This window comes from Palleronia sp. LCG004 (assembly GCF_032931615.1).
GTDB lineage: Bacteria > Pseudomonadota > Alphaproteobacteria > Rhodobacterales > Rhodobacteraceae > Palleronia.
This window is the reverse complement of sequence record NZ_CP136759.1, coordinates 1,884,223-1,895,963: the sequence shown is the minus strand read 5'-3', so window position 1 is coordinate 1,895,963 and position 11,741 is coordinate 1,884,223. Positions and strand designations below refer to the sequence as shown.

15 protein-coding genes and 1 tRNA gene are annotated in these 11,741 nt (G+C 67.9%); 4 read left to right on the top strand and 12 right to left on the bottom strand.

Going from position 1 to position 11,741, the window contains the following annotated elements:
* Positions 1–2: 2 nt before the first annotated feature.
* Positions 3–197: a hypothetical protein gene (locus RVY76_RS09250; protein WP_317373592.1), complete on the bottom strand. Its 195-nt coding sequence runs from the start codon at positions 195–197 to the stop codon at positions 3–5.
* Positions 194–964: an SDR family oxidoreductase gene (locus tag RVY76_RS09245; protein WP_317373591.1), complete on the bottom strand. Its 771-nt coding sequence runs from the start codon at positions 962–964 to the stop codon at positions 194–196. Before RVY76_RS09245 ends, RVY76_RS09250 begins: the two co-directional genes overlap by 4 nt.
* Before the next feature lie 128 nt (positions 965–1,092).
* Here RVY76_RS09245 and RVY76_RS09240 point away from each other — a divergent pair, with 128 nt between their 5' ends.
* Both RVY76_RS09240 and RVY76_RS09235 read left to right on the top strand, forming a co-directional pair.
* On the top strand, positions 1,093–2,022 hold the full coding sequence (locus RVY76_RS09240; RefSeq protein ID WP_317373590.1) for a Gfo/Idh/MocA family oxidoreductase: 930 nt from the start codon (positions 1,093–1,095) through the stop codon (positions 2,020–2,022).
* A gap of 118 nt (positions 2,023–2,140) precedes the next feature.
* Positions 2,141–2,602, top strand: coding sequence for a PRC-barrel domain-containing protein (locus tag RVY76_RS09235; RefSeq protein ID WP_317373589.1), 462 nt, complete (start codon positions 2,141–2,143; stop codon positions 2,600–2,602).
* A gap of 45 nt (positions 2,603–2,647) precedes the next feature.
* Here the strand turns inward: RVY76_RS09235 and RVY76_RS09230 are convergent, their stop codons facing one another.
* The 7 genes from RVY76_RS09230 to RVY76_RS09200 form a co-directional block, all read right to left on the bottom strand.
* Positions 2,648–3,076 (bottom strand): cupin domain-containing protein, encoded by a 429-nt coding sequence (locus RVY76_RS09230; protein ID WP_317373588.1) that lies wholly within the window; start codon positions 3,074–3,076, stop codon positions 2,648–2,650.
* On the bottom strand, positions 3,073–3,657 hold the full coding sequence (locus RVY76_RS09225; protein ID WP_317373587.1) for a GNAT family N-acetyltransferase: 585 nt from the start codon (positions 3,655–3,657) through the stop codon (positions 3,073–3,075). Before RVY76_RS09225 ends, RVY76_RS09230 begins: the two co-directional genes overlap by 4 nt.
* Positions 3,657–4,931 (bottom strand): phosphopyruvate hydratase, encoded by a 1,275-nt coding sequence (eno, locus tag RVY76_RS09220; protein WP_317373586.1) that lies wholly within the window; start codon positions 4,929–4,931, stop codon positions 3,657–3,659. Before eno ends, RVY76_RS09225 begins: the two co-directional genes overlap by 1 nt.
* 35 nt (positions 4,932–4,966) lie before the next feature.
* On the bottom strand, positions 4,967–5,869 hold the full coding sequence (locus RVY76_RS09215) for a DMT family transporter (protein WP_317373585.1): 903 nt from the start codon (positions 5,867–5,869) through the stop codon (positions 4,967–4,969).
* Positions 5,870–5,872: 3 nt separating this feature from the next.
* The gene (locus RVY76_RS09210) at positions 5,873–6,286 is read right to left on the bottom strand and encodes a Fur family transcriptional regulator (RefSeq protein ID WP_317373584.1); all 414 of its coding nucleotides are present in this window, start codon (positions 6,284–6,286) and stop codon (positions 5,873–5,875) included.
* 70 nt (positions 6,287–6,356) lie between these two features.
* Positions 6,357–7,184, bottom strand: coding sequence for a PhzF family phenazine biosynthesis protein (locus RVY76_RS09205; RefSeq protein WP_317373583.1), 828 nt, complete (start codon positions 7,182–7,184; stop codon positions 6,357–6,359).
* 4 nt (positions 7,185–7,188) lie between these two features.
* Positions 7,189–7,923, bottom strand: a complete 735-nt coding sequence (locus RVY76_RS09200) for a DUF533 domain-containing protein (RefSeq protein ID WP_317373582.1) — start codon at positions 7,921–7,923, stop codon at positions 7,189–7,191.
* Positions 7,924–8,048: 125 nt separating this feature from the next.
* On the opposite strand from RVY76_RS09200, the gene RVY76_RS09195 reads away from it, so the two are divergent.
* Both RVY76_RS09195 and RVY76_RS09190 read left to right on the top strand, forming a co-directional pair.
* A tRNA-Gly gene (locus tag RVY76_RS09195) sits at positions 8,049–8,122 on the top strand.
* A gap of 143 nt (positions 8,123–8,265) precedes the next feature.
* Positions 8,266–8,502: a hypothetical protein gene (locus RVY76_RS09190; protein WP_317373581.1), complete on the top strand. Its 237-nt coding sequence runs from the start codon at positions 8,266–8,268 to the stop codon at positions 8,500–8,502.
* A gap of 18 nt (positions 8,503–8,520) precedes the next feature.
* Here RVY76_RS09190 and RVY76_RS09185 read toward each other — a convergent pair whose 3' ends face one another.
* From RVY76_RS09185 to mmsB, 3 genes are all read right to left on the bottom strand, one after another.
* Positions 8,521–8,856: a hypothetical protein gene (locus RVY76_RS09185; RefSeq protein ID WP_317373580.1), complete on the bottom strand. Its 336-nt coding sequence runs from the start codon at positions 8,854–8,856 to the stop codon at positions 8,521–8,523.
* 122 nt (positions 8,857–8,978) lie between these two features.
* The gene (gene metG, locus RVY76_RS09180) at positions 8,979–10,703 is read right to left on the bottom strand and encodes a methionine--tRNA ligase (RefSeq protein ID WP_317373579.1); all 1,725 of its coding nucleotides are present in this window, start codon (positions 10,701–10,703) and stop codon (positions 8,979–8,981) included.
* A 150-nt stretch (positions 10,704–10,853) separates the two neighbouring features.
* Positions 10,854–11,723, bottom strand: coding sequence for a 3-hydroxyisobutyrate dehydrogenase (gene mmsB, locus RVY76_RS09175; RefSeq protein WP_317373578.1), 870 nt, complete (start codon positions 11,721–11,723; stop codon positions 10,854–10,856).
* Between the last annotated feature and the right edge of the window lie 18 nt (positions 11,724–11,741).

The window sequence follows — 11,741 nt, the reverse complement described above, 5'->3', positions numbered from 1 at the left end:
TGTCACCTGTCGTCGTCGGAGCGACGGACGATGAAGAATTCGTAGATGCAGAGTGCGCCCATCGCGCCGAAAATCGCGGCCCAGCCGGGCGATCCGCGCGAGAGTTCGACCACCGCCCAGACGAGGCAGATCGCCGTGATGACCACCCGCCGCCAGAGCGGGCGGAAGAACGGATGCGCGCCGTCGAGGATCTTCATTCGGGATAGATCCCCGGCACGAGCTGGTCGAAATCGACGAGCGCGCCGGTCATGACGCCGGCCTCGGCGCTGAGCATGTAGGCGGCGAGGGCCGCGACGTGATCTGGTTTGACGAGGGTGCCCATCGGGCGCGACGCCTCGGCGCGGGCGAGCCAGTCGTCGCCGCCGCCGTGGAACTTGCGCTGGACCGCGTCCTCGCCGGGGGTGTCCATCCAGCCGATATTGATGCCGTTGACGCGGATCCGGTCGGGGGCGAGCGTGCTGGCCGCGTTCCTGGTCACGTTGGCCAGCGCGGCCTTCGACGCGGCATAGGGGGCGAGGAAGCTCTGCCCGCCATGAATGACGATCGACAGGATGTTGACCACCGATGCGGAATGGCCGGCCGCGCGGGCGCGCTGCGCGAAGCGCTGCAACGCGAAGAACGGGCTTCGGACATTCGTGGCCATGATCGCGTCGAACGTCTCGGGCGTCGCGTCGAGGATCGAGCCGCGATCGGTCAGCGCACCGGCCACCACCATCGCGTCGAGCCGTCCGAAGGCCTCGGCCGCCTCATCGACGACGCGCGTCGTGGCGTCGGTATCGGACAGATCGCTTGCCACGAACCGCGCGCCGATCCCGGCGGCCGCAGCCTCGCCCCGCGCGGCGTCGCGTCCGGTAACGATCAGATGGCGGCATCCCTCTGCGGCAAGTCGCCGCGCGATGGCGAGGCCCACGCCCTGCGTTCCGCCGAGGATAAGGGTCCTGGTATCGGCATGTCTGTCCGTCATCGGCATGTTTCCTTCGTTTCGCGTCAATCTATGCCGCAGCGCACGCCCGGTGTGAAGGCGCGCCACATTGATCCCGGATGCCCGCGCGCCACATCCGCACCTGACACGGGTTTCGGAAGGAAGACAGAATGAGTGCGACCAGGATCGCCATCGTGGGCGTGGGCAAGATCGCCCACGATCAGCATATCCCCGCCATCGCGGACAGTCCCGATTTCGAACTGGCCGCCACGGTCAGCGGGTCGGGCGGGGTCGACGGGATCGAGAATTACGAGTCTCTGACGGACCTGCTGGATGCGCGGGAGGATATCCGAACGATCGTCATGACGATGCCGCCCGTCCCGCGGTTCGAGGCCGCGCGGGAGGCCATCGCCGCGGGTCGCGACGTGCTTCTGGAGAAGCCGCCGGGCGTCACGGTGGCCGAGGTCCGGCAGCTTGCCGATCTCGCGGAAGAGAAGGGCACGGTGCTTTATGCGAGCTGGCACCTGCGCCATGCGCTGGGCGTGGCGGATGCGCGCGACTGGCTGGCGCGGCGCAAGGTGACGGGTGGGCATATCTCGTGGAAGGAGAACGTGCGCGTCTGGCATCCCGGCCAGCAATGGATCTGGGAGCCGGGCGGGCAGGGCGTGTTCGACACCGGCATCAACGCGCTGTCGATCCTGACCGAGATACTGCCCGCACCTGTTCGGCTGCGCGACTCGGTTCTGCGGTTTCCCGAGAACCGCGACACGCCGATCGCCGTCGATCTGACATTCGTGGACATGCAGGGGGCGGTGATCACCGCCGATTTCGACTGGCGGCTGGAGGAGACGGCGAGCTGGACGATGGAGTTCCAGACCGAGGACGGCACGATCCGGCTCGAGGAGGGGGCGGCGATCCTCAAGATCGACGGGGTCGATCAGGGCGCGGAAGGGCCGGGGGAATATCCCGGTCTCTATCGTCATTTCGCGACCCTGCTGCGCGAGCGGCGATCGGATGTGGACGACCGTCCGCTGGTGCAGGTGGCCGATGCGTTCCTCTTCGGGCGGCGCGAGATCGTGGAGCCGTTCGACGAGGCGTGAGGCCCCGGGATCGGTGCATCCGGGGCCCCCTCACGTTTCTGCGACGCGGACCAAGGGGTGGAACAACGCCCCGGTGCCCTTGTTGGGACGGTGAACAGACTTGAAAAGTGGAAGTATTATGAAACTGTTGACCGTATCCGCGCTTGCCATGGGCCTTGCCACGACGGGGGCCTACGCCCAGTCGAGCAGCGACAGCGCGGCCGGCGATGCGATGTCGTCCGGGACGGCGACGGCATCGGACGGCGCGCAGCTCATCCGGACGCGCGACATCACGGGCGGCAACATCTACACGACCGGTGACGCCTCGGACTGGACCGATGGCGAGATGTATGACGGCGTCGGAGAGAACTGGAACGATATCGGTGAGATCGAGGACATCGTTCTCGACCAGAGCGGCCAGATGGTCGGCATCGTGGCAGAGATCGGCGGGTTCCTCGATATCGCGGACAAGCACGTGATGATCCCGCTCGAAAACGTCAATCTCGTGGCGGTGGACGACCAGACTTACGCCTACGTGACGAACCGCACCGAGGAAGAGCTCGAGCAGATGGAAGATGTCGACGAGGGCTTCTGGAACTGATCGTCAGAGCTGGCGACAAAGAAAGGGGCCTTCGGGGCCCCTTTTTCATGTGCGCCTGTGCGGAATGTCGAAATCCGGCGGGGCGAGTTCGAACCCCTCGAACCGGAAGGCGGGGCTGACCGTGCAACCCACGAGCGTCCAGTCGCCCGTGCTGCGCGCCATCTGCCAAGCATCCTTGGGCACGACGATCTGGGGGACCTCTCCGCCGGCGAGGTCCGGCCCCAGGACGCGATCCTCGGCCGGGCCGGTTTCGGTCGCCGCGATCGACAGGATCAGGGGCGCGCCGGAGTAGAAATGCCAGATCTCGGCCGCATCGACGCGGTGCCAGTGGCTCGTCTCGCCGGCCTTGAGCAGGAAATAGATGCAGGTCCCGGCAGGGCGACCCTCGCCGTCGGCGATCCAGGTCTGGCGGTAATGGCCGCCCTCGGGATGGGGGGCGAGGCCGAGCGTGGCCGCGATCTCGTCCCCCGTCACAGGAGCGGCACCGCCGGTGCGGCATCTGTGTCGATCACACCCACGACGCGGGGGTCGGGGAAGATCTGCACCTCGCGCCGCTCGGCGCGGAAGCCGTGGCGCAGGTAGAAGCGCAGCGCCTGCGGCGCGTCGAGCGTGCAGGTATTGAGCCTGATCCTCTCGGCCCCCTGATCGGCCATCATCCGCTGCACCGTCGCCATCAGCCACGGGCCGATGCCGCGCCCGATCGCGTTCGGCGCGAGGCCGAAGAAGGCGATCTGCGGGTTGGCGTGGTCGCGGAAGTCGAGCTCGACCATGCCGAGGCGGCCGTTGTCGCTGTCGAGGACGTAGAGCTCGACATCGGGGTCGAAGATGATCGAGGTCAGATCCTCGTCGCCCAGCATCAGCCGGCTGGTCCAGAGCCAGTCGCGGCCGATGAGGCGATAGAGGTCGCGGTAGGTGGCCGCCGGCATCCGCGTCTCGCGCACGAGCCTGAGACCCGGCGGCGTGGGCCGCGGATCGATCGGCCGCTCGCAGACGAGGTGCGTGACCACCGCCGCGAGCATGCCTTGAGGGACCGGGTGATAGCCCTCCTCGATCATCACCTCAGGATCGACTTGCCGGCGTAATGGGCCGTCTCGCCCAGCAGTTCCTCGATGCGGATGAGCTGGTTGTACTTGGCGAGCCGGTCGGAACGCGCGAGCGATCCGGTCTTGATCTGCCCGCAATTCGTGGCGACGGCGAGATCGGCGATGGTCGCGTCCTCCGTCTCGCCCGAGCGGTGGGACATGACGTTGGTGAAGCGCGCGCGATGGGCCATGTCGACGGCCTTGAGCGTCTCGCTGAGGGTGCCGATCTGGTTGACCTTCACGAGCATCGAGTTGGCGCAGCCCCTGGCGATGCCGTCGGCGAGGCGCTTGGGGTTCGTGACGAAGAGGTCGTCGCCCACGAGCTGCACGCGGTCGCCGAGCGCGTCGGTCAGCATCTTCCAGCCGTCCCAGTCGTCCTCGGACATGCCGTCCTCGATCGACAGGATCGGGTAGTCGGCGCAGAGCTTCTCGAGATAGGCGACGTTCTCCTCGGAGGAAAGCGAGGCGCCTTCGCCCTTCATCTCGTACTTGCCGTTCTCGTAATACTCGGTCGCGGCGCAATCGAGGGCGAGCATGATGTCCTCGCCGGGCGTGTAGCCGGCCTTTTCGACCGAGCGCAGGATGAAGTCGAGCGCGTCGCGGGTGGAGCCCAGCGCGGGCGCGAAGCCGCCTTCGTCGCCGAGGCCGGTGGACATGCCGGCGGAGGTCAGTTCCTTCTTGAGCGTGTGGAAGATCTCGGACCCCATGCGCACCGCCTCGCGGATCGAGGGGGCCGAGACCGGCATGACCATGAATTCCTGGATGTCGATCGGGTTGTCGGCATGCTCGCCCCCGTTGATGATGTTCATCATCGGAACGGGCAGGGTGCGCGCGGCGGTGCCGCCCACGTAGCGGAAGAGCGGCTGGCCGGTATAGTCGGCGGCGGCCTTGGCGGTGGCGAGGCTCACGCCCAGGATGGCATTCGCGCCGAGACGGCCCTTGTTGTCGGTGCCGTCCAACTCGATCATCATCGCGTCGATCGATTCCTGTTCGAGCGCGTCCATCCCGACGAGCCCTTCGGCGATCTCGCTGTTGACGCTCGACACGGCCTCGGTCACGCCCTTGCCGAGATAGCGGCTCTTGTCGCCGTCGCGCCGCTCGACCGCCTCGTGTGCCCCGGTGGATGCTCCCGAGGGCACCGCTGCGCGGCCCATCGTGCCATCCTCGAGGATCACGTCGACCTCGACCGTGGGGTTGCCCCGGCTGTCGAGGATCTCGCGTCCAATGATGTCGACGATCGTGCTCATGGAAATGCTCCGTTATCCCTCGTTCGGGGCGATACCTAGCGCGGCTCGGCGCGGGGGGAAAGGTCGACCTCCCGGCCCTCGGCCGCCAGCTTGCGTTCCCGCCAGACGGTGTAGAGGCCCGTCAGCACGACGAGCGCCGCGCCCGCGAGGGTCGTGGCGTCGGGGCGTTCGCCCAGAACCGCGATGCCCAGCGCCATCGCGAAGATGAGCCGGGTGTAGCGGAACGGGATCACGGCCGCGACCTCGCCCAGCCGCATGGCGAGCGTGATCGCCCAGTAGCCCATCGCGCCGATCGAGGCCGCGACGACGATCCCGGTCCAACCGGCCGCACCCGGCATCACCCCCGCGCCGCCCCAAGGCAGCAGGATCAGCCCCGAGATCGGCATGCAGCAATAGGCCCAGAACGAGATCTGCGGCGAGGGCAGGTCGTCGGGCAGGACCCGTGTCGCGAGATCGCGCATCACCAGCCCCAACACGCCCACGACGGCCAGCAGCGCCGCGGGTTCGAAATCGGCCGAGAACGGATCGAGGACGACGAGAATCCCGACGAACCCGATCAGCACCGCCACCCAGCGCCGCCAACCGACCCTCTCGCCCAGAAAGATCGCGGCACCCGCGGTGAGCGCGAGCGGCGTCGCCTGCAGGATCGCGGTGGCGAGCGACAGCGGCACCAGCGTCAGCGCGGTCACGAAACCGAGGCCGCCGATCACCTCGCCCATGTTGCGCAGGATGACGAGCGGCGTGAGAAAGGCGCGCGTAAAGAGCGGCACGCCCCGCGCGCGGCAGATCACGGCGAAGAGCGCGGCCCCCGTGCCGCCCATCAGGATGAAGATCTGCCAGGTCGGCAGCGTCTCGGCCAGGAGCTTGATGACGAGATCCTCGAGCGCGAAGCAGGCCATGGCCACGCACATGAGGGCGATGGCGCGCAGGTTGTCCATCGCTCAGTCCTCGGGAATCTTGACGCCGTAGAGCTCGAGCTTGTGGCCCTTGAGCCGATAGCCGAGCCGCGCGGCGATACGCTCCTGCAGGGCCTCGATCTCGGGGTCGACGAACTCAATCACGCGGCCGGTCTGGAGGTCGATCAGGTGGTCGTGGTGGTCACGCTCGGCATCCTCGTAGCGCGCGCGCCCGTCGCCGAAATCGACCTTTTCGAGGATTCCCTCGTCCTCCAGCAGGCGCACCGTGCGATAGACGGTGGCGAGGGAGATGTTCGCGTCGAGCGCCGAGGCGCGGGAATGCAGCGTCTCGACATCCGGGTGGTCGCGGCTGTCCTCGAGCACCTGCGCGATGATGCGGCGCTGGCCGGTCATCCGCAGCCCCTGGGCGGCGCAGCGATCTCGGATCGTGTCGGGCATGGGCGCTCTCTCGCTGGTCTCGACGCCGAGCCGGTCTATCGCCTGCATGCCCGCCGGGCCAGCGCATTCTTCAGACGAGGAGCCGCCCCTCCATGACGCGCACGGCATGGCCCGCGATGGTGACGCCCTCGGCGCGGGCCGAGACCTCGATCAGCGAGGGGCGGCCCATGGCGACCCCCTGCGAGATGCGGAGATCGAGATCGCGCCCTTCGGATGCGCGCAGGAACGCCCCGAGCGCGGCGGCCGCGCTGCCGGTCGCCGGGTCCTCGGGGATGTCGTCGAGCGGGGCGAACATCCGCGCCTCGATCGCGGACCCCTCGCGGTGATAGGCGAGGATCGCGAAATCGAAATCCGACGGGTAGAGCGCGTGACCGCGGCGAAAGGCGTCGATGTCGCAGAGCACCGCGTCGAGGCATTCGCGCGATCCCGTCTCGGCAAGCACGAAGGGCAGGCCGACCGATGCCATGACCGCCCCCGCGACGCTGGCTTGCGGAAGGCCCAGGCAGCGCGCGACGATGGCCGGATCGACCTTGTCGTGCAGGATGTCGAGCGGGGCGTCGCGCAGGAAGGACGCGCGCCCGCCCTCGGCCCGGGCCGCGACGATGCCGCCGGACAGAGCGAGGCTGAGCCCCGGTCCGGCCCCCGCATCGGCCAGCGCGACGGCCGTGCCGATCAGCGGATGGCCCGCGAAGGGGACCTCCTGCGTCGGGGTGAAGATGCGGATGCGGGCGTCGTGATCCTCGTCCGCGAGGACGAAGGCCGTCTCGGAGAAGTTGAACTCCCGCGCGATGGATTGCAGCGCATTTTCGGAAATGCCGTCCGCCTCGGGGAAGATCGCGAGCGGATTGCCCCCGAAGGGGCGATCCGTGAACACGTCGTAGACGAGATAGCGCGACACCGGATTACAGCGTGTAGAGCGGCGGCTTGCCATGCGCGTCGTGGATGTCGTTGACCTGATGCTGCGTCAGCTTCAGGCCCTGCGCGAGGGTGTCGAGGAACTCGGCCTCGGCCCGGTTGTCGGGCTCGATCGCGAGGACCGCGCTGGTGTAGATCTCGATCTCGTGGCCTTCGGGCGTGTCGCGGGCCAGGGCCTCGGCATCGACCGGCGCGGTCATCTGCGCCTGGATGAAGGCGGTCTCCTCGGGGTCGCTGTCGCCGATGATCTCCATCAGGGTCTGGCGCTCCGTCGGGTCGATCTCGCCATCCGCGCGGGCGGCCTGGATCATTGCGCGCACCATAAGGCCCGAGACCTGCTCCTCCTCGGCGGTATCCTCGGGCGTCTCGCGCGTGCGGTCGAGAAGGCCGGTCATCTTGCCGGCCCCGGCCGCGCCGCTCGAGGCCCCGGCGAGCCCGCCAAGAATGCCCGCGAGCGAATTGCCGCCATGCCTGCCGCCCGCAGCCGTGCCGCCGCCGCTGCCGCCGAGGCCCAGCGATCCGAGGATGTCGCTCAGCCCGCCGCCCGATCCGCCCGAGCCGAGGCCCGGTGTCTTCGCGCCCGCGCCGCTGCCCTGCTTGCGCTGCTGTTCGGCCATCTTGCGCTTGAGCCCTTCCATGCCGCCAGCGCTCTGGAACGCCTGCACGCCCTTCGCCGCGGCGAATGCGAGTGCCATCTTCACGGCCATGTTCTTCAAAGACATCCGGATGCTCCTTCGATTGCTTTCGCCTCCTATCTAGGGGCGGGGAGGGGCGATTCCATCGCGGAGGCGGTGCTCCGCCGCCTCTTGACGACGCGGGCCCGCCCGGCGTAATCACCGCGCCTGAGGCGGGTGTAGCTCAATGGTAGAGCAGGAGCTTCCCAAGCTTAAGACGAGGGTTCGATTCCCTTCACCCGCTCCAGCCGAAGATCTCCGACATGCGGGCGCGCCCGCGCGGTTAGAATCACGAATTCGTGCGGTCACGCGCCGTTTGCAAGCCCGCGCGGATCGCCCTAGAGTGGCGCGCGAGATGCGTATTCGCGAAACGGGCGAGGCCGAGAGGCGATGAGACAGGCGGCCATCAGACGGATCCGGCTCGCATGCATCGTCCTGTCGCATATCCCGCTGGCCGCGATCCTGACGCTCGTCATCAGCGACGGGACGGAAGGGGATTGGCCGATCATCCTCACGAGCTTCGGGGCGACGCTGCTGACGGCGATCGCGTTGTTCTTCTATCTGGGGCAGTGCCTTGGCCCGCAATCCCGGACCGAGGACGGGACGGAGACGCGCGCGGCGCGGTAGCGCCTGCACGATCGGGGCTCAGAGCAGGAAGATCAGGATGCCGGCAATGAGTACGGCCTTCGCGGCGACGATCGCGACCAGCATCGGGCGGTTCTCGGGGAGGAGGAGTGTGCCGAGCCAGTCCTGATGGTGCGCGTCGTCGAATATGCGTCCCTCGATCCCGTCGAGGATGCGGGGCGGCGGCGCGATCGGCTCGACGCTCGCCAGTAGGCTCGCCATCTGTTCCTGCCAGAAGGCGATCTCGGCCCCCAGCGCGGGATCGTCCTCGCGCAGGCGGGTCATCCGTCGCGCCTCCTCGTCGTCGAGAAGGCCGAGCGCGTATTCGGCCGCGAGGGCCTTCTCCTCTTCGTTCACGGGGCCCCCTCTCTGCACCGGATCATGCCGGGCTGTGGTGCCATCAAATCACATTTGCGCCATCTTGCGCCAGTCTTCTCGGAGCGCGCCGGCGGACCCGGTCGCGACAGGCGGCTTTCGCGTCAGCGCGTGCCCGAAAAACGTGCGGCGAAGTCGTCCCGTTCCTCGTCGGTGATCTTCCCGAAGAGGTTCTCGGGCACCTCGAACGCATGGCCGCCGTCGAGATGCGACAAAGCCTGCCGCACGTCGTCGGGCCAGTCGGCCGGGCAGTCCATCGCGTCGAGCATCTTCTGCGCGGCATTCGGCACGAAGGGTGCCGAGAGCACCGCATAGAGCCGCACGAGGTTGAGCGAAAAGCGGATGATCGCCGCGGCACGGTCCTCGTCCTCCTTGATGACCGACCAGGGGGCGGCCGATTGAAGGTACTCGTTGCCGACGACCCAGATGGCGCGGAGCTCGGAGGCGGCCTTGCGGACCTCGATCGCCTCCATATGCGCGGTATAGGCGGCGACGCGGATCTCCAGATCGGCGATCACGGCGTCCTCGGCCTCGCCGTAGGTGCCGCCCGCGGGGACCGTCTCGCCGAATTTCGAGCGGCAGAACTTGGTCACGCGGCTCACGAAATTGCCGAGCACGTCGGCGAGGTCGCGGTTCGACGCGGCCTGGAAGCTTTCCCAGGTGAATTCGGCATCGCTCGTCTCGGGGGCGTTCCTCAGAAGCCACCAGCGCCAGTAATCGGCCGGCAGGATCTCGAGCGCCTGGTCCATGAAGACGCCGCGCCCGAGGCTGGTCGAGAACTGACCGCCCGCATAATTGAGGTAGTTGAACGACTTGATGTAATCGACGAGCTTCCACTGTTCCGCGCCGACGGAATTGGTGCCCATGATGGTCGTCGGGAAGCTCAGCGTGTGGAAGGGCACGTTGTCCTTGCCCATGAATTGCACGTAGCGGACATCGTCCGCGCCTGCATCCGTGCGCCACCAGCGCTGCCAGTCCGCCTCGGACAGGCCGTTCGCATCCGCCCATTCATGGGCCGCGGCGATGTATTCGATCGGCGCGTCGAACCAGACGTAGAAGACCTTGCCCTCCATTCCCGGCCAATCCGCGTCGCCGCGACGGACCGGCACGCCCCAGTCGAGATCGCGGGTGATGCCGCGGTCGCGCAGCCCCTCGCCGTCGTCGAGCCATTTCCGCGCGATGGAGGTCGTGAGGATGGGCCAGTCGGTCTTGCCGGTGATCCAGTCGCGCAGGTCGTCGCGCATCCGGCTTTGCAGGAGATAGAGATGCTTGGTCTCGCGCGGTTCGAGATCCGTGGAGCCCGAGATCGCGCTGCGCGCGTCGATGAGGTCGGTCGGGTCGAGCTGCTTGGTGCAATTCTCGCACTGATCGCCCCGCGCGCGGTCGTAGCCGCAATTGGGGCAGGTGCCCTCGATATAGCGGTCGGGCAGGAAGCGGCCGTCGGCCTTCGAATAGATCTGCGTCTCGGAGCGCTCCTCGATCAGTCCCGCCTCGAAGAGCCGGCCCGCGAAATACTGGGTGAGCGCGCGGTTCTGCGACGAGGAGGACCGCCCGAACATGTCGAAGCTGAGCCCGAAACCGTCGCTCAGGTCCTTCTGGACCTGCCACATCTCGGCGCAATATTCGGCGACGGGCTTACCGGCCTTGGCGGCGGCAAGCTCGGCCGGCGTGCCGTGTTCGTCCGTCGCGCAGAGGAACAGGACCTCGCGGCCGCGGGCGCGCTGGAACCGCGCGAACAGATCCGCGGGAAGCTGGCTGCCCACCAGATTGCCGAGATGCTTGATCCCGTTGATGTAGGGAATGGCCGACGTGACGAGGATGCGGTCCATGGGTGGCTCCGGAAAGGCAGGGCAAGGAATTCGGAGCCTCTTAAACCACCCGCGCCCGGAGGGCTATCCCCGCCACTCGGCCCCCTTCATCTGTCCCTCAAATACTCCGGGGGAATCGCCGCGCCGCGGCGATCGGGGGCAGCGCCCCCGTCACCGTTTCCTTCCCGCGAAACGCGGCAGCATCGCCGAGAAGTCCCGCCCCGCACCGTCCTCCTCCTCGACGAAGCGGGCATAGAGGTCCCGCGCGGCGAGGCCGAGCGGCGTGTCGGCCCCCGCGGCCTCGGCCGCCTTTTGCGCGAGGCGCAGATCCTTGAGCATGAGATCGGCCGAAAAGCCGGGCCTGTAGTCGTTGTCGGCGGGGCTTTCGGGGCCGATCCCGGGCGCCGGGCAATAGGCGTTCATCGACCAGGAATAGCCCGAGGAGGTCGAGACGACGTCGAACATCGCCTGCCGGTCGAGCCCCAGCCGGTCGGCGAGGGCGAAGGCCTCGCAGGTGCCGATCATGGTGATGCCGAGGATCATGTTGTTGCAGATCTTGGCCGCCTGACCGTTGCCGGACGGCCCGCAATGGACGGCCTTGGCCCCCATGATGTCGAAGAGCGATCCGGCCCGTTCGAACCCGTCCGCATCGCCGCCCACCATGAAGGTGAGCGTGCCGGCCTTCGCCCCGCCGATCCCGCCCGACACGGGCGCGTCGAGCGCGGAGAGACCGGCGCGTCGCGCCGTCTCGGCCACGTCGCGGGCGCTTTCCACGTCGACGGTCGAGCAGTCGAGGAAGACCGAGCCCGGTTTCATGGCCGGGACGATCTCGTCCGTCACGCGGCGCAGGATCTCGCCGCTCGGAAGCATCGTGATGACGACATCCGCGTCGCGCGCGGCCTCCGCCGCGCTGGCGGCGCTGGTGAACATGTCCGAGCCGATGCCCGCCACGTCGAAGCCCGCGATGTCGTGGCCCGCGCGGGCGAGGTTCTCGGCCATGGGCAATCCCATGTTCCCGAGGCCGATAAAGCCGATCTTCATGATGTCTCCCCCCATCCG

Coding starts and splice junctions, on each gene's coding strand:
- RVY76_RS09245 (WP_317373591.1), bottom strand. CDS start 964: ATGACGGACAGACATGCCGATACCAGGACCCTTATCCTCGGCGGAACG.
- eno (WP_317373586.1), bottom strand. CDS start 4,931: ATGAGCACGATCGTCGACATCATTGGACGCGAGATCCTCGACAGCCGG.
- RVY76_RS09225 (WP_317373587.1), bottom strand. CDS start 3,657: ATGATCGAGGAGGGCTATCACCCGGTCCCTCAAGGCATGCTCGCGGCG.
- RVY76_RS09250 (WP_317373592.1), bottom strand. CDS start 197: ATGAAGATCCTCGACGGCGCGCATCCGTTCTTCCGCCCGCTCTGGCGG.
- RVY76_RS09190 (WP_317373581.1), top strand. CDS start 8,266: ATGAGACAGGCGGCCATCAGACGGATCCGGCTCGCATGCATCGTCCTG.
- metG (WP_317373579.1), bottom strand. CDS start 10,703: ATGGACCGCATCCTCGTCACGTCGGCCATTCCCTACATCAACGGGATC.
- RVY76_RS09210 (WP_317373584.1), bottom strand. CDS start 6,286: ATGCCCGACACGATCCGAGATCGCTGCGCCGCCCAGGGGCTGCGGATG.
- RVY76_RS09235 (WP_317373589.1), top strand. CDS start 2,141: ATGAAACTGTTGACCGTATCCGCGCTTGCCATGGGCCTTGCCACGACG.
- RVY76_RS09240 (WP_317373590.1), top strand. CDS start 1,093: ATGAGTGCGACCAGGATCGCCATCGTGGGCGTGGGCAAGATCGCCCAC.
- RVY76_RS09200 (WP_317373582.1), bottom strand. CDS start 7,923: ATGTCTTTGAAGAACATGGCCGTGAAGATGGCACTCGCATTCGCCGCG.
- mmsB (WP_317373578.1), bottom strand. CDS start 11,723: ATGAAGATCGGCTTTATCGGCCTCGGGAACATGGGATTGCCCATGGCC.
- RVY76_RS09215 (WP_317373585.1), bottom strand. CDS start 5,869: ATGGACAACCTGCGCGCCATCGCCCTCATGTGCGTGGCCATGGCCTGC.